Genomic DNA, 22,933 nt, shown 5'->3' on the forward strand with positions numbered 1-22,933 from the left:
TAGTTTAGTTGGTCTTACTTTTGCCCGTAGTAGGCGTCTTTCCCATGTTTGCGCAAATAGTGTTTATCTAGAATCCGCTGCGGCAATTCTTCGGCAAAATGATTCAATTCCCGTGCGAATAAATTCATTTTCGAAACTTCTTCCAATACGACGCTATTCATGACTGCAGATTTCGCATCCTTACCCCAAGTGAAGGGAGCATGACCCTTAAGCAGGACACCTGGCACTGCTAAAATATCCAGCCCGCGCTGCTCAAAAGTTTCGATGATGACACGGCCGGTTTCGGCTTCGTAGCCACGATCAATCTCCTCTTGTGTCAAGAAACGAGCACAGGGAACAGAACCATAGAAGGTGTCTGCATGAGTAGTCCCCATTACAGGTACATCCAGGCCTGCCTGAGCCCAAATCGTCGCCCAAGTCGAATGCGTATGCACAATACCGCCGATCTCTGCGTAGTGCTTGTAAAGTACGGCATGAGTCGGTGTATCCGATGAAGGTCTCATCTCTCCTTCAACAACATTGCCGTCAAAATCAACAACCACCATATCGCTAGGTTTCATCGTGTCATAACTAACACCACTCGGTTTGATAACGAATAAGCCACGCTCACGATCAACAGCGCTTACGTTACCCCAGGTGTATTTCACGAGTCCATGTTTAGGCAAATCCAGATTGGCTTGAAATACTTCTTCTTTCAGCTGCTCTAACACGTCAATTCCTCCAGTTTTCCACTAGATTATCTACAGCAGCCTGCTCAATCGCCAGGCCTTGTGTGTAGCGTTCTAAGAATGTTTCGAACCCCTTAACATCGGAACCGTCAGGATGAATTTCTTGTCCCTCAACATCTCTAAATACTTTTTGGTCGAGGAAGTCTTCCAGACTTTCTTGTTGATCCTTGTTCATCATGTAAGAAGCCAGAATAGCCATACCCCACGCTCCACCTTCTCCAGCTGTTGACATCACGGATACCGGGACATTCATAGCAGCCGCAACAATTTTTTGTCCGACGATAGGGGTTTTAAATAAACCACCGTGAGCCAGAATGCTGTCAATTGCGACGTATTCTTTCTTCGTCAAAATATCCATTCCGATTTTCAAAGCAGCAAATGCAGTGAACAGATGAGTCCGCATGAAATTGGCCAAATTGAAACGGCTCTCAGGAGAGCGGACAAACAACGGTCTGCCTTTCTCTATTCCGGTGATATTCTCCCCTGACAAATAGCCATAGCTGAGTAAACCACCGCCATCTGGATCCGCTTCCAAAGCCTTATTCAGCAACACACTGAACAATTGATTCGGATCCGCCTTGTGCCCCATGGCCTCATAGAATTCACGGAACAAGCCCAGCCAAGCATTGAGATCACTTGAACAGTTGTTGGCATGAACCATGCCGACCGGATTACCATTCGGTGTGGTCACCAGATCAATTTCCGGATATACCGCTGAAAGGTCCTTCTCTAATACAATCATGGCAAAAACCGAAGTTCCCACAGACACGTTGCCAGTACGTTTTCTCACACTATTCGTAGCGACCATTCCTGTTCCCGCATCACCTTCTGGAGGACAAAGCGGAATACCAGGTTGTAAGTCTCCGGATTTATCTAAGATTTTCGCTCCCGCTGCGGTTAGTACACCTGCCTGCTCGCCTGAGATATGAACTTTAGGAATAATGTCTTGTAACTTCCAATCGTAGCCTTTGGCTGCAATGAGTTCATCAAACTGCTTAACCATCGACTCGTTATAATCATGTGTAGTCTCATCAATTGGGAAAATCCCCGAAGCGTCTCCGATACCAATTGCCTTATCGCCAGTCAGCAGCCAGTGGATATATCCAGCCAACGTCGTCATAAAATCAATATGAGGGACATGTTGCTCTTCGTTCAATATCGCTTGATACAAGTGAGCAATACTCCATCGCTCAGGAATGTTGAATTGAAATTTATCAGTTAAAGCTTTTGCTGCAGCCCCGGTTGTCGCATTCCGCCAAGTCCGGAACGGAACAAGCAACTCACCCTTGCTGTCAAAAGCCATATAGCCGTGCATCATTGCAGAGAATCCTATAGAACCAACCGTACGAAGGGTGACTCCATATTTTTGCTCAACCTCTTGCTTCATTTCACGATAAGCCTCTTGCAGGCCCATAATAATACTCTCTAAGTTGTACGTCCAATATCCATCTACCAGGAGGTTTTCCCACTCATAGCTTCCAGATGCGATGGTTTCAAAACGATGATCAATCAGCACTGCCTTGATACGTGTGGATCCAAATTCGATACCAAGTGAGGTTTCTCCCTTAGTAATCGCTTGTTTAATGTCTTGATCCATGCTCACGTTACTCCTCTCTCTGAACAACTGTTATAATCGCAATAATTGAAAGAAGGCGCTTTCTTTTGTTTACAGCCTTAGTATATTTTTTGTGCGTACATTTGTCAACACAAAACCATAGTTATACTTACAAATACTTTGACAAACCGAGTGTTTTTCTAGTTTTAACTTTAGTATTTATACAGATAGGACAATAGATTATAATAAACTCATAATTATGCTAAAATATGTACATACAAATATTATAGATGCATTAATTAGTATTAGAACAACTTGGAAAGAAGGAATAAAGTGAAACCAAAGTATCAGGTCATCCTTGAGGATATAAAAAGCAATATTCTTTCAGGGGCATACAGCGTAGGAGAACAAATTCCAACGGAATTCGCTTTGCAGGATAAGTATAAAGTTAGTCGCCAGACGGTTCGGAAGGCTATTTTGGAACTATCCAACGAAGGTTTCTTAAGAAGTGAAAAAGGATCTGGCACCTATGTCAGTAACCAATTTCGCTCAAAGACTGGTGGGAACTCCAGTAATAAAACCATCGGAGTCATCACGACCTACATCTCTGATTACATCTTCCCCTCGATAATTCGCGGGATTGAAGCTAGATTAAATGAAGATAATTATTCATTACTATTAGCGAGTACCAATAATGATGTCGCCCAGGAAAAGAAAGCCTTGGAGATGATGCTGTCCTTTGGTGTGGATGGTTTGATCATTGAGCCTACGAAGAGCAATCTATATAATCCCAATATCGCTTATTATCTGACGTTCAAGGAACAGGATGTTCCCTTCATCATGATTAATGCCTATTATGAAGAGTTGGAAGTTCCTTACTTCTGCCTCGATGACGTACAATCCAGCTATCTGGCGACCAAAGAATTGATCGCTAACGGACACACACAGATTGGTATCATTGCCAAAATGGACGATTTACAAGGAAAGTATCGAATGAAAGGCTATATCAAAGCGCTTGGAGAAGCCAAATTACGGTTTCACCCCGAGCAAGTGCTCTCATTCTATACTGAAACGAAGCAGGATTTGTCCACCAATTTGAGGAAATTCCTGACCGAACAAAGAGACGAGTTAACCGCAATTGTCTGCTATAACGACGAGGTAGGATTAGAAGTTGTACATGTATGCAGACAACTTGGGATATCGGTGCCCGAAGACTTATCCATTATTGGTCAAGATAATTCCTATATTTCCAAGAATGCAAACATCAAACTAACGACATTAACGCACCCCCAGGAACAAATGGGACGTGATGCCGCCGATTGGGTTATTAAGAAACTTCAAGGGAAAAAGGATCTACGTAACCACACCTATTATCAGCCTGTGTTAATTGAAGGAGAGACGGTTAAGAAGAACTGAGGTAAAAAAGGATATGTAACTGTGGTGAATTTCCGTTTTTTCTGAATGACCCATCGCCCTTTAAACCTAGTGCCTAATTGTCATATGACACTTTGGAGTGACTTGGTATGGTGGGTGGCGAAATGTAACTTGTTGGTATGACAAGTCCTTTGCCATACTTGGTTTTGCCGGACGCTATAAGGCAAAAATACATTTCAAGGAGAAATCATTCATGAAAAAAATGATTCACACCAGTCTCGCGGTTCTACTATTATCTGCTACGGTAACTACCGCGTGTATGGCACCCAACGGCGCATCAGTTGCCGCACCCGTTAACGTACCAGTTGCATCTGAGAAGGCTAGCTTGGAGGGACCGCGAGATGCTAAGGAACTAGAAGCTTTTGCAGATGGCGTTTTTGCGGACAAGATGAAGAAGTATAATACAGTTGGTTCTAATTTTGTGGTCGTTGCAGGTGGGAAAGTGATGCTAAGCAAAGGTTACGGGTATGCCGACAAGGGCAAAAAAATTCCTGTTGATAAAAATACCGTTTTCCAAATCGGCTCTGTTACAAAGTCATTCACTGCATTGGCAGCTATGCAGTTGGTCGATAAGGGGAAAATGGATTTAAAACGCGATATCCAAGAGTATTTAGGAGGAATAAAGGTTCCGAATAAAACAGGAAAAAAACTGACGATGTTTGATCTACTTACATATTCAAGTGGATTTGATGAACCAGATATTTCCATGGAAATGCATCCAGAATACGCGGACAAATATTTTCCGATGAAGAAGTTCATTGCATCAAATATGCCAACTGTTGTCAGGACTCCAGGAGAAGCGTACACTTATGACAATTTTGGTTTCATGCTAGCGGGATATGCTGTAGCAAACGTAACGGGTATGTCATATTCCAAATATATGGAAAAGAATATTTTCAAACCGTTAGGCATGAATTCGACGAATGTGCGGTTTACCCCCCAATTGTTAAGCAGAATGGCTGCTCACTATGGACCAACAGGCGAACTGATACCCTTGGACGGGTTTAAACCAACGGAAAAACCTGAAGGCGGTATCGTCTCAACAGCAGATGACATGGCGAAGTACCTTATTATGCACCTGAACAAAGGCAAGTACAAAGGTAAAGAAGTAGTGAGTCCAAAGAGCATAGAGCAAATGCACACATACCAATTATTCCCTGATAAGGAGTTCCCGGTCACAACAATTGGATTCGAAGGCTACTTCAAAGAGAAGATGAATAATCAGCATGTGATTCTAAAGGGAGGAAATGTTACAGGGCATTCTTCCTTGATTGTTATTCTGCCTGAGAAGAATACAGCAATGTACATGTCCTACAATAACGACTCCATGATGAGTCTTGACGTGTATGAAGAATTTATGAATCATTATTATCCGAGAAAATCAGAACTTCCAAAGTCAACCTACGCGACAATAAGTGAGCAGCAGGCCCAAGACTACGTGGGATTATACCAAAACACGCGTATCGCTGCCTTAAGGACGAAGGTTTCGTATTCGGACGGGAAATTAATAATGGAGACAGGAACATCAGGCAAACATACACTAAAAATGATCCGCCCTTTATTATTTGAAGATGAATCAGGTAATAAATTGACGTTTAATAAAAATCAAGCAGGCCATATTGCATATTTGTATTACATGCAACTCCCAGACCTCGTTGCTTATGCGCAAAAAATAAACATTGATTCACCATTTTCTGATGTACCTGCGGATAGTAAATATATTTCATATATAAACAACCTTAATGCTTTGAAAGTCATGAGCGGAAAGTCAGCCAACCTCTTCGATCCAAAAGGAACGATGACTCAGAGAGAATTCTCAGAAGTGCTACTGCGTGCCCACGGGTGGTATAAACAACCTTTCATGATTGAACCGAATAAAAAGCAGATGATGGCCGGACTACGTAATTATCAGCCTAATTCTCCTATCACTAGACAAATGGCGGCGGTAATGATCCAGAACCTGAAACAGGTTGAGCCTGGAATTAAGGTTAAATTGGGTGGCGAAACGGATGCTTGGGCAGTTAAAGCCATCACAGCTCTTGTTTCCCAAGGTATCATGGACCCGAATACCAAGATCAATTTAGACGGCTCCATAGACTTCCGCTCCAAACAGCTTTTGAAGCGTCAAGAAGCCAGTGCCTTGTTGGATCAAGCATTTAATTACTATACGTTGCCAATCAGTCACTAATTCAAAAGGATTAAGTAAATTTTCTACCGTAAAGGACAGTGCTTACTTCGGGATTAACGAAAAAAAGCGCGAGTGCAGGGGGGATTTCCCCATGACTCGCGCTTTTTGGCTCATCTCGCCCATTCGAGGATGTTATGGGCAAGCAAAAGCCAACCGATAAGGGCACGGTACTAGCAGGCACCTAAGGAGGCGTACCGAAAGTCTGCCGACCGCGATTGGTCTCAGGCTTCCCTCACAAGGGGGGTATCTGCCTTTTTGTAATTGCCAATTCCTATAATGGTACTTTATATAAGATTTCCTGAACCCCCGTCAAAACTGGGGATTTTCTTGTACAATAAGAAACAAGCGGCTGCTGATGCTGCCGCTTGTTTTTAGTTTCCTCCATATCCAACGAAAATCCGCATCGAACCGTAAGGTTTATTCCAAAAGCCCTGCCTCCCGGGCCTTTTGCACTGCTTCCTCTCGGTTGCGAACCCCCAGCTTCAGATAGACCGATGACGCATAGTTTCTAACCGTACCATCGGATAAATACAATTTGGAAGCAATGGTTTTATATCGCAGTCCTTTCGACACGAACTGTAAAATTTCAAGCTCCCGTGAAGTTAAATCATAGGTCGCAGCCACTTTGGTTGTCGACGGAACGTCTCCGCTCTTGGCGGCTTCCAGCTGAGCAAACAATTTGTGCGACATCTCCTGATCGATCAGCGTGCCTCCGCGATAGACCGTACGTATTGTTTCGGCAAGCTCTACCGGCTTCATCGACTTCAATAGGTATCCGTCCGCTCCGCTTCGCAGCGCTTCCAGAGCCTGTCCAGTATCTTCGAACGTGGTGAGAATCAAGATGCGGATGTGGGGCCACGTTTGTTTTATGGTACGGGATGCGGAGATTCCGTCCAGGTTCGGCATGTCCAAATCCATGAGCACCAGCTGAGGCTGAACCTGTCTGCACAGTTCGATGGCTTGCTCGCCATCTTCTGCCACCCCTACGACTTGCAAATCTTGCTGCTCCTCGAGAAGAATCCGTAGACTTTCACGGATAAAAGGCTGGTCATCGACGACCAACAGACGGATGACATCATCCTTAAGCTCCGTTTGTCGTGGCAGGGTGCAGGTAACGAGGGTGCCTTCGCCCGGTTGGGTATAGACGCCAACATGACCTTGCAAATTCATCGCTCGCTCTTTCATGGCGTTCAAGCCGAAACCATCTCGTCCATGTTCCATCCCACGGCCGTTATCTTGAATTTCCAGTCTCGTCTGCTGAGGCTCGAATTGCACTGAAACCGTAATCTCCGTCGAGTGTCCATGACGCACGGCATTCGTCAATGATTCTTGCAAGCAGCGATACAGCGCTATCTTCGCTTGCTTCGTTACAGGGTATTCCTCCCCGAAGGCCTGGAAACGAACCGACACCTTAGCATGCTCCTGAAACTCCTCTGCCAGCTTCCGCAAAGACTGAAGCAGTGGGAGTTCTTCATGCGGCGATTCGATTTGATGCACATAGCCTCTCACTTCATCCATATTTTCCCGGGCCAGGTTCAATAGGGAATCGAGCCGTTTCGTTCCTGTATCCGTCTCTAGCTCAGGGCGCAAGGTTTCCAACCCCATAATGAGGGAAGTGTACGCATGACCGACGGTATCATGGAGCTCTTTGGAGAGCCGATTCCGCTCTTCGGCCAGCGTGATGCGCTCGATTTGGGACAAGTACTGCTCCAGCACCGCATTTTGCTCGCGTATAATTTCACTTTGACGATGATTGACCATCAATAAATGGAAGGAAAATCCGAATGCATAAGCCGTCCCGAATTGAATGGTCATAATCCAAAAATCAATCTGCTCTGCAAGCAGCTTAATTATAGCGGGTAGGAGCAATATCGATAAAGGACCTGACCAAAGATATGTTCTTTGTTTGCTATTAGAGGCAATCAAAAATGCATATACCAGGAATGTGAGGTAGGCTTCTGGAAAGAACAAAACTAAATACAAGCAGAGCCCGCCCGGGATCACAATCTCGGTAAGCAGGTAGTATCTATAATTGAGCTGCAAGCACAGCCAGGGAACGGAAAAAGCAATAAGCTGCCAAAACACAAGAACCCAAAGCGGCAGCGTGAAATGAGCTTGCCGCTCTATGATAGTGAGCAGGAGAGAAGTACTGCAAATCAAGCGGATCATAAGCATGAACCAGTCGTACCAGAACCACTGCTTTACCATATCGAACAAAACCATCAACCCCTAAGAACTATCAGTATGACATTACGTAACTATTATAGAGCAGATCATTATCCAACAATACTTTTAAATCCAGACCGGGACATTCCGGCTACCGGTTCACACTCTTGATCATACGACGGGTGTAGCCTCCTAGCATACGCGTGAAGCTGTTCGCAAGCCTGTAGCTCACCATAGTGAATATGACTCCTGAGGCCGAAACCAGTACGGATTTTATCACAGTATCTATAGGTACACCCATAAAATAATAATTAAATAGTGGAAAGAGGAGCGGGGCCGCAATCATTGCGAGTGGAGTTATATAAAGCAAGGCTGCACTAATGAGGCTTAAAATCCCCACCGGAAGCTTCAGCATCAGCCAGCCGATAGCGATCCAGTTGCGCCGATTTAGCAGCTCCTTCCTTGCTTGAAGCCAGATAGAGGCATCGGTGTTTATTGGTTTAACGTAAAGCTCTGTGGTAATATCCGTATAGATCTTGGTCTGTGTGCGTTCAAATTGCAGGAAGGTGTTTGTAGTTCGCAAAATGCGAGTAATCAGAGGAACGCCCGCGACGGTAAACGAAAGACTCAAGCCTAATGTAAGAGCGACCAGATAAAAGCAAAAGTAAAACAATCCGGTAGCGAAAGTAAGCAGTAGGAAATAGCCATTTTGAATAAAGCTGACGACGGTTCTTGTCATCAAAGAGCCCACATCCTTTACAAGTAGTCATCGTATCCTACGGCTCTTGATGTCAAATCCGCCAGTGCCATAATGTCATATGACACAAAGCGAAAGCGGTCTGCGAACCTAATGGGGAAAAACAACAGTAGTTACTGTGTGTACGGCAATTTTCGATCGCACGGCTAAACAAAAACTGCCCACCAAAAACTTAGAAGCTTGAAATTTACACTATCCATATATTGAGCTTGTCATTATAAATTGAATAACATTTAGAGATACGTAGAAACCTTATCTCTTGACATTTTATGGAGAATACTATATATATTCAAAGCCAATACGAAAGACAGGAAGGGAGGATCTGCACGCACAGAGTGATCAAAATCAAATTTACGCTCTTTTACGGTGAAGTTCCTGAAGCAAAATTTATGGGTACTTGGAGTTGAATCAGGATGGCAATATGATCGCGCTCTACAATAGGTACGGTGAGGAAATAGACATGTATGGCGGACATGAATTTGTTAGGGTAAGGACACTTGGCAAATTTGATGACCAAGACCGTGATAATTTTTATTCTTTGTTAGAAAGTGATGGTGTAGGATAATCTGCACGATAGGCTGACGATTCCAGTGCCAAGGCACTACGAAAAGTCAGCCTTTTTGATTTTATTTGCCTTATAGAGTTGACCGGCACGTTATCATAATCCCCTAACCTCATCTTGTCAAGAAATAATGCGCGAATGAGCGACACCGTGGTGGAGCCCCCCTTATGCTTTCGAAATATGAATGAATTTCCGAGTATGATGGGCAATTTCACTTTTTCCAATTCATCCCACTTCACGTAAAATGATCTTCAAGGCGTTGCGGGTTAAGCGATATACAAACAATGGACGGAACGTAATGAACAATCGGGAGGTAGAAGATGGACAATCAGGATCAAGATGCAAGAGGAATGAAGAGAGGGGCAATATTAACCGCTCTACTCATCGGTACATTTGTCGCGTTTCTTAACGAAAATTTACTTACCAATGCGTTTCCTGCGTTGATGAGAGAATTTAGCGTTGCTGCTTCGACCATACAATGGTTATCGACGGGATATATGCTCGTGATCGGCGTACTGGTGCCGGTGACCGCATTACTACAGCAATGGTTCACGACTCGCCAGATGTTTATGTCTGCGATGGCGTTATTTTTGGCCGGTACCTGCTTGTGTGCAGTATCCCCGGGATTCGGAATCTTGCTGATGGGCAGGGTTGTTCAGGCTTGCGGGACAGGATTATTGATCCCGTCGATGATGAATACGATTCTCGCTCTCTATCCTCCAGAACGTCGGGGTGCCGCCATGGGTCTCATGGGGCTGGTCATCATGGTCGCCCCTGTCATCGGGCCGGCTTTGTCTGGCTTAATTATCGATACCTTTCAATGGCGATGGCTGTTCTACATGGTGATTCCTGTCGCACTGTTTTCGATGATTTATGCATTCGTGTACTTAAAGAACGTGACAGAACTGACCAAGCCAAGGGTCGATCTTGTATCCATTGTGATGTCAACCGTCGGTTTCGGCTGCGTCACCTATGGCTTCAGCCAAACAAGTGTCTCTCTTGAGCCAGAAGGTTACGGATCGATTGCAATAGGTAGCCTTTTCTTGCTCTTGCTTGTATGGCGCCAGCTTAAGATCAAAGAGCCGTTGATCAATCTTTCCGTATTCCGGCATTCCACTTTTTCTCTGGTTGCGGTATTGATTGTAATTCTGACGATGGTTCTATTCGCCACAACAACTTTGCTGCCGTTCTATATGCAGGATGTGATGAAGTTGACAGCATTCGCGACAGGCTTACTTCTAATGCCGGGTAGCATTTTGAACGGAATGCTGATGCCGGTATCGGGGAAATTACTCGGTAAATTCGGGCCGAGACTCGTCATTGTGCCCGGGCTATTCCTGATCGTTCGCCATATCGTTGTGGCTGTTTACCGGCATCGACAGTGATACAACACAAGGCTCCGTTCTGTTCAATCATATCCTCTTATTCTTAGGCATGTCATTCGTCGTCATGCCGGCTCAGACGACAGGATTGAATCAACTTCCACGTCACCTGGTTCCTCATGGCACAACCATATATAATACGCTCCAACAGATTGCAGGGGGAATTGGCATCGCATTGTTCGTCGGCATCATGTCGTCTGGAGCCAATCGTTATCTTCACCATTCGCTCAATCCCACTGCGATGCATGAGAAGACACAAAGCATGGTTTCCGGTCTACAAACGGTTTTTTGGATTGAATTTATTCTGGCAATACTTATTCTGGCGCTGGGTTGGTTTATAAAAAAGCCACCTGAACATAATTAATTCATTACTAGGCACAGATTGAATCATAAGTTTAAAACCGTACAAGAAGCATGGGCTGTCTCATAAGGGGCGGCCTTTTATTTCGTTGTACCTTAGAACCGCTAACTATAAGGAGAGCTGATTTCTGCCTAAAGTTTATTTTCGAGAATCAAGGATAAACATAGATGCATCTTGTCCCATGAATATTTTACTTCCGTTAAAAAAAGTTTTGGACTGAATATCTCTATATCCTATTTTAGTCATAATGTCAGTCAGCTCTTCTTGATGAAATCCGTTATGAACTATATCTGAAACTACCTTTTCATTTTTATTAAAATCTACGATTAGTAAATGTCCTCCTTCATTTAGAACATCAAATAGCCTTGATAAAACGATTTCAACATCATGAATATGGAGTAGAACCTGAGCCATAAAAATATAGTCCGCATGTAAATCCGTTAGACCTTCCTTTTCAAAGTCAAAACATAATGTATCTGCATTCTGAATGTGAAGATCAGTAATTTTTTGCTTTATTTGATTAATCATGTTTTGTGAAGTATCCAGAAAAAGCATAGAATTAAAATCGTTTAACAAGCTCATTCCGACAAGACCCGTTCCACACCCAAAATCAATAGCATTCTTACTATTAGCGTCAACTACATACTCACGAATGGCATCAGATGATGCCTTTGCAATTTGAATTCTTTCAGAAGTGTCATATATATTAGCTATCATTTCAAACTTATCCGTATTTCCCATGATTACCTCCCCAATCCGCCTTAATAAAAAACACAACAATATAGAATGATATTCTATCGAAGCATTAGCATTTAGTCCACATCTTATTAGTAAGCTCTTAGTCTTGGTCCGTTTCTGTACAATTATGCTTCAAAATTTCCGCCCTTATTTGTGATACGGTTCACCACCCTACCTGTAACGGCAAGTTTAAAGACCACCCCGCTAAAAGGATGGCCTTTAGGACTGCTATTCTATTCTAATTGCCTCGATATAAAGCTCGATTCTCACTTCATTTCCGACGATAACCCCGCCTTTTTCCAGAGGCGAGTTGAATGTCAAGCCAAATTCATTGCGGTCAATACTGGCTGTTGAATGAAATCCTACACGTTCCCGGCCGCGAGGGTCTTTGTTTAGTCCTTCAAAAAAGGTATGAAAAGTGATGGGTTTGGTTACTCCATGCAGAGTTAGATTGCCCGTAAGTTCATATTGCCTTTCGCCAGCAAGGACGCAGCTGGTGCTTTGAAACGTAATGGTTGGATACTTGGCTGCATGAAGGAAGTCGTCACTCTTCAGGTGTTCATCTCGTTGCGATTGGCGAGTTGTAATACTATTTGCATCTATGGAAGCCTGAATACCCATGGTTTTTAAATTGTTGGGGTCAAAACTCAAGATCGCTTGGAAATGCTCGAATACTCCTTTAATTCTACTAATCATTAAATGCGTCACCGAAAACTCGACGGAACTGTGGTCCGGATCAACTTCCCAATTGATATCTTTCATAAATAAATTCCACCTCTATAATAAGATTTTGAGAAAGGTCGCCCCTCTCAAAGCACTGCGATATTCGCATACCCCTAATATACAAAAACGCTACTGACAACGGGATGTCAGTAGCGTTTTAGCATTTTTTCGGCTTCCTCGTAAATCCGATTTCGTTTACATTTTATGGATAATTCATGTACACCTTCTTCACGATTCGTCTTTGTCGAAATAATCATCGGGCAAATGCAGTTCTCGCAAACAACCGATAAATTTTTCTCTGAAATTCGGATTGCTTTTGTATTTCGGCCATACCTCCTTATAATAAGACAGCAGCTTCTCATGTGGAATAATGCCCCAGTATAAAATAAAGTTATTCAGAACCTGCGGGCCGGCCCCCATCAACATCTGTTCAATGATCTGCCAGCTTCCCAGCTTGTTTTCGCAACTGCGCGCAGCATAGATGGCAGTGGTTTGCATTTTCGGGTCGGCGTGACACAAGAAAGGCGCAAAGTTCTGGAGCGTAATCGCACCGTACTCTTCCAAGATATACCCTGCATAACGCAACGTTTCCGGGTCGTGAATCCGGTCAAGCCTTTGCAAGATCACTGGAATAAACTCCGTTAAATCCTCAGTTTTACTGGAAGCGTGCAGAATCTGTAAAGCTTGCAGAAAATCCTCATGTTCATCCGATTGCAACAGCTCCAGAGGATACTTTCTACCCGTGTCAAAAGAAGCTTTGCAGATGAGCCAAATGGCTGTGGTTCGATTTTTGGGGCTTTGCTCCGCAATTTTTTCCAAAAAGGCAAGGGTTAGCTGAGAGACTTTCTTAAACTTGAACATTCCATCAAGCGCTTTGGCTTGGATTTCTCCGTTTGGAGCGCTCTGATAAATCTGGATCAGCGCATTCTCATCACCCGGCATTCGACTGCCAAACCACCCGATATCATAATCCAGAATAATTTCATCCAGCCAGCGCTCGTACCAGTCCAGAAAGCTGTCTTCATAGACAAAGAAAAAAGGATGATCAGGATGAAAATCGGAGGTGTACACAATTCTCCCCCTATATTTCCCCTCAAGTACGAGATACATGTCGTATTCGCAGCCTTGGGTGCCTATGCACAACATGCCGCCCAACACCTTATTACAGGTGTCGTCGTATTCCTCATCGGGAATGTCCTCGTCCTTGGTCAGGGGCTCAATTAGACGGTTCCATTCCTCTTTGGTCATCCCGGGGTACAGAACGGATTTTGCAAGGAGCGCTTGGCGCTCGGTGTAGGAAGTTGCCTTTCCAATTGAATATATTCCATAATAGGGTCCGGCGCCTCCATTGCCGATGTTCGTTAAAAACAGCGCATAAGGCTCAGGAAGTGTGACCTGATTGTGGGCTTGCCAGTCCGCCAGCTCTTTTGCTGTAAGCTTCTCTTTAACCCTATATTGATGTGAGGATGATCCAAACACTGAGAAACCCGCGTCTTTGCGCATAGCTTGGCTCAGTTTGTTTTTTATTCGATCCAGTTGCGTTTCTTTCTTGCCAAACCACATATTTGAACCCTCCTGTTGACCATAGCCAGGTTTCCTTTGTTTGCTTATCCAGCAATTTTATTATTTTTTCTATGGGACGTACCTCTTTAAAGTGTTATGTATCTAGAGACTCATCAAACGCAGCTCATTTTAAACAACATATCGTGAGGGAGAAAGTAATGAAAAGCCAATTAAGAAATATTACGGTCGACGGTTATGCCTTCGTTTATTGGTACTCAGGCGGGTCTCGCTTCATCCTAAACCTATCTCCGAAAGAGAATAAAAACATCAAAATCACGCTCATCTTTCAGGCGAATCCTCCTGAAGAAGAGCCTCATACTTTTTGGTCCTTTTATGACATTTCAGCCCAAAATAATGAAATAGAAACTGTCATCCATCTAGGTAAACCCAAACATATTGCTGAAATCATCTCTTACTTGATGGCAAAACGACAAGAACTTTGGGTCCAGGGGAAGCCTCACGTTCTGGATCATGCCTGGGATTTACTAAAGGAAATGGGCTATTCCGAGTTAAAACCGATTTGGATTAGACAGTGGTAGTGATAATGGTTTGTGGACTAGCCCCCTTTGACCACTCAAAGGGAGCTTAAAGTTCACAGATATACGATTATTCGTTATCCGGCGTGGCCGGACTGGCCGGGGGCATCAAGCCTTTAACGGCGCCGAGAAACGGGCGAATGGACTTGATCATGCCGTAGCCCATCTTCACGACCGGGAGAAATTTCTGGATCATGCCGAACAGCCGCAAGCCGCCGCCGAGCATACCGCCAAGTCCTCCTGCGCCTGCAGTGGAGCCGCCAAGGCCGCCTAACAGCGAGCCCATCATCGGCAGGAATGCCGACACCTTGGCGTCCGGCTTGCGGGAGCGCGAACGGCCAGACGGTTTACGTGCGCCGCTTTTCCGGTTGCCGAGACGGACGCCCGGGGCATGCGAACTGGCTCTGCGTTTGAGAGATTGGGAATTTTGCCTCCCGGAAGAAGCGCGTGGAGGAGCCCCAGCACTGGCAAGTATCAACCCGCCGCGATTAACGTCGGTGATGTAGCCGACGTAGGTCTCTCCGCTGTGCAGGGTGACACAGACCGGACGGCCTTGAAATTTCTTAGCCCGTGCACGCATCTCCTTCGATTGTGCCATGGAAGTTCACCTCGCTCACTGATTATAATTCAGTTTACGCCAGGGGCGGGCTGCCTGCTTGTGCGAATAGGACATACGCACGCCAAAAATCGTTTGGCGGGCTCACCGCCGTTCAAGTCCTCCCGAGGGTCCCCACGCTATATCAAGAGAATTGCCAAAAACCCGCTACTGGATGTTGTATCTCAGTCGTCCCCATTTTGGCAAAAATATATAGTGATCCAAAACCAAAAGGATAATTGTAATCCTCCTGAAGCAACGTTTCGGGGTAGCCATCTTCATCTACCTGAAATAAAAAAGAGAATGACTCCTCCCTCAGCTTCGCAAAATAATAGTCTTCATTTTGAATAAGTCTCGGGTTTCCGCCTACTTTGATCAAATAAGGCTGATCCATCGACTTTTCATCATGGCTTAGTTCCCCGTTTGAAATTACATGCTTTATAAGACCCGGGTTAGTAAACATATCTTTGACGCTTTCAGTCGAAATGGGATGCTCAATCACCTTGATCGGGCAATTAGGATAAATGTTATTTTCCAAATACTCCTCATAGTCTTCAGGGATGAAGATCGAAATCATGCTCTCTGGTTTAAAGGGATGGACGAGGCTCAAGTAAAAAACATATTTTGGGTTACCTTCTTGGATGAGGTCTTCTTGATCATCAAAAAATTCGGGTGCATTCCCGCCGATCCAGCCTGCACTATGTTCGTTCGATAGAGGCGATCCCGCATAATAAAGAATACAATCTGTTCTCTCAACTAAAATATTCATTTGATTTTCCGTAGGCATTTTACAACATCTCCCTCAAGAAACACGAATGCCCTCACTCCGCCGCTTCCGCCAGCCATGCTTGCATTGCCGGAGACTCCGCCTGATTCAAACGCAGGGCGATTTCGGTGTTGATCTCATCCGGCGGCATGACCTCGACAAGGACGCATACAGCCTCTCGCGGTTGATTCAAGGCAAACACGCCTTCATTATCGAGCATTTTCATCGCCAGCTCCATGGCCTTCAGCCTCGAATCAAATTCACGATTCCATTCGTCAGCTTCAAGCTCCGCAATGGAAGGACGCTTCATAAACAATTGTTTAACATCATCGAAGTTCTCATCTCTGAAACAACAATAGGGTGAATCGGCATAGGACCATTTGATGAGTTCCGCAATCGTTGATCCCGGCGTGTCGCTTTCGTCTCCTTGCCTGGCCGCTTCCCTCTTCAAGGCCTCCCATGACCAGGCGGAGATGCTTGGCGCATGTCCCTCTCCAGTAGTAAATAGCGTGCAGTAATAGTAACGTTCGCCGTTTTCAAAAAGAGTGCGAAAGGATGTCCTAGCCACATCGGCAATTTCTGCCGCCAGCGCCTCTATTCCTTGCGTCAGTTTCACGACAATCGCCCCTTAGCCCTATAAAATATACATCTTGTTTCCATTACAAGGATTGTTCGTCCTAAATCTTCCTACTATTCACCTGAATCCTGGAAATATGTGCGATTAGGGTTCTAATTCAAGGTGCATCTTGGCTTCCGCCTCATCCCATGGCACCGAGTAACCCGCCCCTTTGGCGCAAAAGATAGAGGAGGATGTATACAGTGGGTCTGCCTCTTTGCGGTAGCCCATCCGCTCTATGACTTCCTCCGTATTATGGCAGCGGTCGTAGCCGCTGAACACGCAGCGGATACTGCCTCGTCCATGCGTAAAGGATGCGAATTCGGCACTGTAGTTCATGAAAGTCGATACAGGCACCCTGCCCGTGACCACCGCTTGCGTTCCGGTTGTCTGCGGCGGATTAAAAGTACCTGAAGCACGCTGAATATCGGACAGCACCCTGCCCATTTCATCGATAGCGACCTTGATTTTAAAATCGTAAAAGGGCTCCAGCAGCACGTTGTCCGCCTTCTCCAGACCCTGCCGTAGTGCTCGAAAGGCAGCCTCACGAAAATCGCCGCCATGGGTATGTTCTTTGTGCGCGCGGCCCCTCAGCAGCGTAATGTTCACGTCGGTGACCGGCATGCCGGTCAGCAGTCCGTGATGCTCCCGTTCATAGAGGTGATTCCGAATCAAATTCTGATAGCTGACATTCAGATCATCGGCATGACATCTGCTATCGAACATGATGCCGTTGCCCCTTGCTCCCGGTTCAATCAGCAAATGCACTTCTGCATAATGCCTGAGCGGTTCGAAGTGGCCGTACCCTTTCACAGCCGATTGAATCGTTTCCTTATACAAGATTTCCGGTTGTCCAAAAGAGATAGCAAAGCCAAAGCGCTCTCTAACAAGCTGCTCCAGCACTTCCAGCTGAATCAATCCCATGACGCGGATAGAAATCTCCTGCAATTTCTCATCCCAAACGACGTTCAGAGACGGCTCCTCCGCCTCCAGCGTGCGAAAAGCACCGAGCACTTTTTGTACATGTATCGAATTGTCGAATACTACCCTCGATTGTAACGTCGGCTCCGAATCGTAAGCTAACTTGTCTGATATCGACCCCAGGCCTTGTCCGGCCTCGGCGGCGGACAAGCCGGCAACCGCAAACAAATCGCCAGCTTCCACTTGTTCCACCGGCTGCGATTTAAGGCCGTTAAACAAGAAGAGCCGCGTAACTTTTTCGTCATATTGAACCCCGCCGCTCTCGTAACTAAGCTGTTCTCTCACCTTCAGCCGACCACCCAACGCCTTAATGAACGTGAGTCTCGCTCCGCCTGCATCGTGCCGAATTTTATAAACCCGCCCCTGGAACGAAGCATTCTCGTCATAAGTGGTTGTCGTCAGCAGATGCAGCTGATTCAGAAATTCAATGACGCCTGTATCCTGAAGCGCAGAGCCGTAAGCACAGGGGAAGAGAAGACCCGCCGCTATCATCCTCTGCAGGGCCTCCAGCCAGAAGCCGGAATCCTCTCTCCCCTCTAGGAACGCTTCCAGCAAGGCTTCGTCCCGCTCCGCCATGCACTCCCGCAGCGGCTCGCCAACTATGCCGTCAGCGAAGCTCTGTGTAATGCAGCATACTTCCCCCGTCAACTGCTGACGGATATCCGCCTCGGTTCTGCCTGCATCCGCACCGATCCGATCCGTCTTGTTGATAAAGAAGAACGTCGGAATCCGATGCTTACGCAGCAGCTGCCAGACCGTTTCCGTATGGCCCTGGACACCTTCAACTGCGCTTACAATCAGGATGGCATAATCAATGACCTGAATCGCCCGCTCCATCTCCGGGGAGAAATCGACGTGTCCGGGCGTGTCTATTATGTAATAGCTATCTCCCTTATATTCTATTACCGCCTGATCTGCGAACACCGTAATGCCCCTTGCCCGCTCGATGTCGTGGCTGTCCAGAAACGCATCCTGATGATCCACCCGCCCCCGCGACCGGATACTGTGCGTATGGTACAGCAGCTGTTCCGCAAAAGTTGTCTTACCTGCATCCACATGGGCGAACAGGCCAATCGTTAGTCGCTTCATAGAATCCCACTTTCAACGCTTCTTGTTGATACTGCTCATTTTATTAAAGCATAGAAATTGGGAGCGTGGGTAGGTAGTTGATTTTGAGAGAGGATCTTTTTTTCATAGAAAGAGGATAAGAGTAACGAGTTGCATTTCTATACCATTTTAATCTACGTTAGATATTTTTTTCATAAATAATAGTGAAGATCACTCTAAAATTGTAAGAACCAATGTTTTATTCTCTGAAACTCTATCCAATTGATTGTTGTTATTCAAATTTTATAAAATGAAATAAATAGAGAGGATGTTGTTTGATGTAACTAAATGATATATTTAGCCAATATCAATTTGATGACAACTCATCGCCTAAAGAAATTATGGATTTTACGTTACAATCGCTTCAAGCAGTATTACCTTTGCCCAACTTTTAAATATATTAAATCTCGTAAAGCTTTAGAAATGAAAACGAATGAATTTATTGTATCGATTTATTTGCAGTCTAATAGACATAATGAAGCTGGAAAATGCGCTGAAGCAATCCTACATTACAGAATTGTGCACAGTATGCTAAAAGACACATAATTGTTTGAATGAGAGCTATTTTGAAAGCTCCGTATATAAATTGGTATGAACTATATGGAAAACCTGAATTCATAAATAGCTTCCAACGTATCGTTATGTATATTTCGCAGCATTTTATTCCATTAGTAGAAAAGCTGTTATCAAATCCCTGAAAGAACCATCTCTCTAGCATCCAAATTAAGTTGTAATATATACCAATAAATCACAACATACTTATACTGTTTATTTCAGTTTTCTGTATGCATAGATTAATTTAAAGAGTATTCTACTTTCTAAGAGAGAAATTCGCTCAATGAAGCCTTTCCTTAGAAAATCTGCACTGTAAGGACTTGTTTATTGCAAATAATATGCAAGTGTAGAAACATAACTTCTACCACCGGGTAAAGAAATTAATATATACTCACCTTCGAATAATTGGTATATGGCTGTTCATTCGCCCTACTTATGGTAGACCCTAACGTCTGTAGGGCGAGATACATTTATAAAATATATAAATTTTAACTACATTGGTCTGAATGTTTTAAGTAGTTTCTATAGATTAATGCATCTACAATTAACTTTTTCAACTCTGTCATAATGTCTAGTGCAGCTCTCTCAATTGTATCATACTTCTCTTTAGTGAATCCTTCCTTCATCGCTCCATGAGCCACACTATTTCGTCTCTCTAGTAACAAATTAATTTGACCTTCGTATTGTTTAAAACAATCATATTGAAAACCCAAACGATACAGTATTTTTCTAAGGACCACAGGTTTTAAATTAGATTCTGTATCAACAATATTCTCAGGGATAGTGACAATTTCTTCCCATATATTCTCCAAGGCCTGAATGAAATCGACTTGTCGTGAGTAACGGTGTAATTTAGAATCATCCGGTAATTCTTTATTGAAATGAGGAGACTTTTTAGATTCATTATGATAAGTGAGAAATACCTCATTCATAGATGCAGTAGAAATATAATCATTTACTAGATTTCTAGCAAGAAATGATTGATTTATAGTATTAATATATATCTGGAAGCTAGCCTTACAAAATCCCTCATAGTAGGAATACAACATAACAACAAGCGATTTTCTATATCTCATTTTGTCTTCTTCATCAGTCATGTTAGATAATTGATTTCGCAAAAATCTTAATTCGTCTTCTCTCCATGTTAATTCTTCTTCAATTTGAGCAATTACATCAGCTATATCCATTCTGCATCCCTCAATCTATCCTCAACAAAACTTATCCTTTCATTTAGTGGTTTAGCATAATTTTTCCCGCCTCCCGTTGTAATTCTTTTGAATTCGGGATCATTTTTAATTTCTGAAAATAATTTCTCCAGATTCTCTATTTGACCAGCATCTTCTACATTAAATTTACTTATTTGTTCCTGAATTCCTATACAGAATGCTTCGAAATGATATATCAAAAAACGGGATACTAACTTACCTTGCTTGTTAGCACCTGAAAACGTTTGGTTACCAAGAGATTTATTCAGTATCTTAAAGGTTTTTTTAAATATCTCTCTCTCTTTTTCATAATCTATTTCCACTTCACCTTGTTGTGGATCTGAAGCAACCTCCATGTACTCCGTTAAGAAATCTCGGACATCGTGTACATATTTATGTCTATAGTTCTTAAAAGCAAAATATCGCAATACAAGTTCTTGATCATATTTTTGTTCTATTTTTTCTTCCGATAAATTATCAATACATTTTTTGAAATCTTCATTTTTGCTTAAATCAATAATAAAATTATTAAATTTATCATCTAATAAACGAATTGTACTATTTCTTATCTCTTGATCGCTTAAGTTTTCTCCACCCGTATTCAAGCGTTTAAACATGTAGTAACGCAAACGCTGATCACTTTCTTTTCTTAGAATTTCCACTCTTATAAAGTTACGTTTTAGTTTTATTTCCAAGGCCTTTGGTAAGTGATCAAAAGTTATGTCATTCAATTCCGGCACAATATCACAATCTATCAAGCGTAGAAAACCCTGACGTTCAGGGAGCTTGCCTCGAAAATGTAAGTATGAGGAAATACGCTGAAGACCATCAATCAGTTCGTAAACACCCTCTTCAAGTTCTATAACAAAAATAGGAGGCACAGGCATCTCTAATATTAATGATTCAATAAACCTTGATTGGCTACCTTCAGACCAGCGAAACAACCTTTGATATTCCGGTGATATTATTAATTCTTCATTCTCATACATATCTAATAATTCGTTAAACGATAAATCTAAACTTCTAGTCCTTATCTTGTCTATTTTACTCTCTACTGCTTTTATTAACTCCATACCATCCATCCAAGCTAATCCTCCTTTATAAATACTAATGCATGCTCCGTAGCACTTGAGTTCTTTCTATATATTGCTTTTGACTTATTAATTCCCGCTAAAGTTTGTGGTTGAAAATAGTATTCCTTATGTTCTAATTGCCAACCTAGATTAAATGCCATTTCAATATATATTTGTGCTAAATCTAAGTGGATATCTTTATAGTATGAATCTTGGACAACAAGTACTAAATGCCCTCCAGTTTTCAAAACACGGTTTAGCTCGATTAGAGAAGAAAAGACACTATCAAAATACTGAAGATACTGCTTAACATAATAAGAATTTGATGCTTTCGTATGATGGCTTTGTACATTCACTATAAATTCATTTGCAGTTATCCCCCATAATTGATTAGCTTCAATTTCCCTTCCAATAATTTTGGTAGTACCGATCATCTCAGTTCGCAATTCATTAAATTCCAAATCATTTCCTATACCCAATATTGCTAATTCAAGTCTTGTCGCTATCACATAGTCAATCCGAGTACAATATGGAGGAGAAGTGATGATTGCATCTATTTCCAGTCCAAGTAGTGGTAAGTTACGGGAGGTTGCTACACCAAACAAGACAGTTGAATCCTGATTATTTCTCTCTTCTGAAGTAATGCCCTCTATCATTAAATTAATGTGTTTAAAAAAACAATTATATATTAGTTCTTTTGAAATATTTACCTTCTCTTCTTCATTAGTTGGTTGTTTTATCCATGTTGGATTTGAGGATTTAAATGGGGCCAAAATCTCCTTTAAAGTCCTAAATAATGCAACATAGTAAAACGACGCTTCTGGATTTACTAATAATTCGTTAAATACCGCCTTTTCTTTTGCAAACATAAATCTTTTTCTAAATAATGTTTTTCTTTGAATAACAAATTCTATTCTGCGAAAGAAGATGATACTTTCATTACTAAGCCAGATTGCCAAAGGATCTCGTGGAATAATCACTGTCGATTTAGTTCGTATCAGAGACTTTTTGAATATTTCATTGAGTTCTTTCATACTGTTCTTATCATTAATACGCCTAGAATTCGAAATTATGGGCATTACGGGATTTATATCAAATCCTATCGAGTTAAACCCTTTCCTTTCAGAGACATGAGTTGTTGTTCCGCTACCATTCCAAGGATCCAGAACAAAGGCATCTTCCTTCAAATTTAAATATTCCAGAACATCTTCGACAAATAATTCTGAATATCCGGCATAATAATCATACAGTTGTGATTTCGCTTTATTAGCTGTATGCTTACGTTTTGGATTACGAAAATGTTGCTTCATATATAATTGATTCAAGATCGCCCTCCTCCCTT

General features: G+C 43.1%; 17 protein-coding genes and 2 pseudogenes. 5 read left to right on the forward strand and 14 right to left on the reverse strand.

Features of this window, described 5'->3' with window-relative positions:
- Window positions 1-14: 14 nt before the first annotated feature.
- On the reverse strand, window positions 15-710 hold the full coding sequence (locus MHH57_RS25190) for an L-ribulose-5-phosphate 4-epimerase (protein WP_013373853.1): 696 nt from the start codon (window positions 708-710) through the stop codon (window positions 15-17).
- Window position 711: 1 nt separating this feature from the next.
- Window positions 712-2,325, reverse strand: a complete 1,614-nt coding sequence (locus MHH57_RS25195) for an FGGY-family carbohydrate kinase (RefSeq protein WP_165145520.1) — start codon at window positions 2,323-2,325, stop codon at window positions 712-714.
- A 291-nt stretch (window positions 2,326-2,616) separates the two neighbouring features.
- Here MHH57_RS25195 and MHH57_RS25200 point away from each other — a divergent pair, with 291 nt between their 5' ends.
- Together MHH57_RS25200 and MHH57_RS25205 are read left to right on the forward strand one after the other, a co-directional pair.
- Window positions 2,617-3,699: a GntR family transcriptional regulator gene (locus MHH57_RS25200; protein ID WP_342434672.1), complete on the forward strand. Its 1,083-nt coding sequence runs from the start codon at window positions 2,617-2,619 to the stop codon at window positions 3,697-3,699.
- A gap of 211 nt (window positions 3,700-3,910) precedes the next feature.
- Window positions 3,911-5,905 carry a serine hydrolase gene (locus tag MHH57_RS25205; protein ID WP_342434673.1) on the forward strand — a complete coding sequence of 665 codons (1,995 nt, stop codon included), beginning with the start codon at window positions 3,911-3,913 and terminating at the stop codon, window positions 5,903-5,905.
- A gap of 417 nt (window positions 5,906-6,322) precedes the next feature.
- Here the strand turns inward: MHH57_RS25205 and MHH57_RS25210 are convergent, their stop codons facing one another.
- Both MHH57_RS25210 and MHH57_RS25215 read right to left on the reverse strand, forming a co-directional pair.
- Window positions 6,323-8,122 carry a hybrid sensor histidine kinase/response regulator transcription factor gene (locus MHH57_RS25210; RefSeq protein WP_209950104.1) on the reverse strand — a complete coding sequence of 600 codons (1,800 nt, stop codon included), beginning with the start codon at window positions 8,120-8,122 and terminating at the stop codon, window positions 6,323-6,325.
- Window positions 8,123-8,222: 100 nt separating this feature from the next.
- Window positions 8,223-8,810: a sensor domain-containing protein gene (locus tag MHH57_RS25215; protein ID WP_165146374.1), complete on the reverse strand. Its 588-nt coding sequence runs from the start codon at window positions 8,808-8,810 to the stop codon at window positions 8,223-8,225.
- Between the two features lie 287 nt (window positions 8,811-9,097).
- Here MHH57_RS25215 and MHH57_RS25220 point away from each other — a divergent pair.
- Together MHH57_RS25220 and MHH57_RS25225 are read left to right on the forward strand one after the other, a co-directional pair.
- Window positions 9,098-9,393: pseudogene (locus MHH57_RS25220) on the forward strand (hypothetical protein).
- 317 nt (window positions 9,394-9,710) lie between these two features.
- A pseudogene (locus tag MHH57_RS25225) lies at window positions 9,711-11,136 on the forward strand (MDR family MFS transporter).
- Window positions 11,137-11,271: 135 nt separating this feature from the next.
- Here the strand turns inward: MHH57_RS25225 and MHH57_RS25230 are convergent.
- The 3 genes from MHH57_RS25230 to MHH57_RS25240 form a co-directional block, all read right to left on the reverse strand.
- Window positions 11,272-11,874, reverse strand: a complete 603-nt coding sequence (locus MHH57_RS25230; protein WP_342434674.1) for a class I SAM-dependent methyltransferase — start codon at window positions 11,872-11,874, stop codon at window positions 11,272-11,274.
- Window positions 11,875-12,099: 225 nt separating this feature from the next.
- Complete coding sequence (locus tag MHH57_RS25235) at window positions 12,100-12,633, reverse strand: YceI family protein (protein ID WP_029518903.1); 534 nt, start codon at window positions 12,631-12,633, stop codon at window positions 12,100-12,102.
- Window positions 12,634-12,822: 189 nt separating this feature from the next.
- Entirely contained in the window at window positions 12,823-14,157 is a 1,335-nt protein-coding gene (locus MHH57_RS25240) for an SMI1/KNR4 family protein (protein WP_342434675.1), read from the reverse strand.
- Between the two features lie 158 nt (window positions 14,158-14,315).
- On the opposite strand from MHH57_RS25240, the gene MHH57_RS25245 reads away from it, so the two are divergent.
- The gene (locus MHH57_RS25245; protein WP_069012335.1) at window positions 14,316-14,696 is read left to right on the forward strand and encodes a hypothetical protein; all 381 of its coding nucleotides are present in this window, start codon (window positions 14,316-14,318) and stop codon (window positions 14,694-14,696) included.
- 67 nt (window positions 14,697-14,763) lie between these two features.
- Here the strand turns inward: MHH57_RS25245 and MHH57_RS25250 are convergent, their stop codons facing one another.
- The 7 genes from MHH57_RS25250 to MHH57_RS25280 all read right to left on the reverse strand — a co-directional run bounded on the left by MHH57_RS25250 (window position 14,764) and on the right by MHH57_RS25280 (window position 22,916).
- On the reverse strand, window positions 14,764-15,291 hold the full coding sequence (locus tag MHH57_RS25250) for a hypothetical protein (RefSeq protein WP_069012336.1): 528 nt from the start codon (window positions 15,289-15,291) through the stop codon (window positions 14,764-14,766).
- A 142-nt stretch (window positions 15,292-15,433) separates the two neighbouring features.
- Window positions 15,434-16,075, reverse strand: coding sequence for a hypothetical protein (locus MHH57_RS25255; protein WP_209950110.1), 642 nt, complete (start codon window positions 16,073-16,075; stop codon window positions 15,434-15,436).
- Window positions 16,076-16,109: 34 nt separating this feature from the next.
- Window positions 16,110-16,670, reverse strand: coding sequence for a DUF4303 domain-containing protein (locus tag MHH57_RS25260; protein ID WP_342434676.1), 561 nt, complete (start codon window positions 16,668-16,670; stop codon window positions 16,110-16,112).
- 105 nt (window positions 16,671-16,775) lie between these two features.
- Window positions 16,776-18,740, reverse strand: a complete 1,965-nt coding sequence (locus MHH57_RS25265) for a translation factor GTPase family protein (protein ID WP_342434677.1) — start codon at window positions 18,738-18,740, stop codon at window positions 16,776-16,778.
- A gap of 1,061 nt (window positions 18,741-19,801) precedes the next feature.
- Window positions 19,802-20,500, reverse strand: coding sequence for an MAE_28990/MAE_18760 family HEPN-like nuclease (locus MHH57_RS25270; RefSeq protein WP_342434678.1), 699 nt, complete (start codon window positions 20,498-20,500; stop codon window positions 19,802-19,804).
- Window positions 20,491-21,600 (reverse strand): DUF262 domain-containing protein, encoded by a 1,110-nt coding sequence (locus MHH57_RS25275; RefSeq protein ID WP_342434679.1) that lies wholly within the window; start codon window positions 21,598-21,600, stop codon window positions 20,491-20,493. Before MHH57_RS25275 ends, MHH57_RS25270 begins: the two co-directional genes overlap by 10 nt.
- A gap of 5 nt (window positions 21,601-21,605) precedes the next feature.
- The gene (locus MHH57_RS25280; protein WP_342434680.1) at window positions 21,606-22,916 is read right to left on the reverse strand and encodes a DNA methyltransferase; all 1,311 of its coding nucleotides are present in this window, start codon (window positions 22,914-22,916) and stop codon (window positions 21,606-21,608) included.
- Window positions 22,917-22,933 lie beyond the last annotated feature (17 nt).

Source organism: Paenibacillus sp. FSL H7-0442 (assembly GCF_038593105.1).
Taxonomy (GTDB): Bacteria; Bacillota; Bacilli; order Paenibacillales; family Paenibacillaceae; genus Paenibacillus; species Paenibacillus polymyxa_D.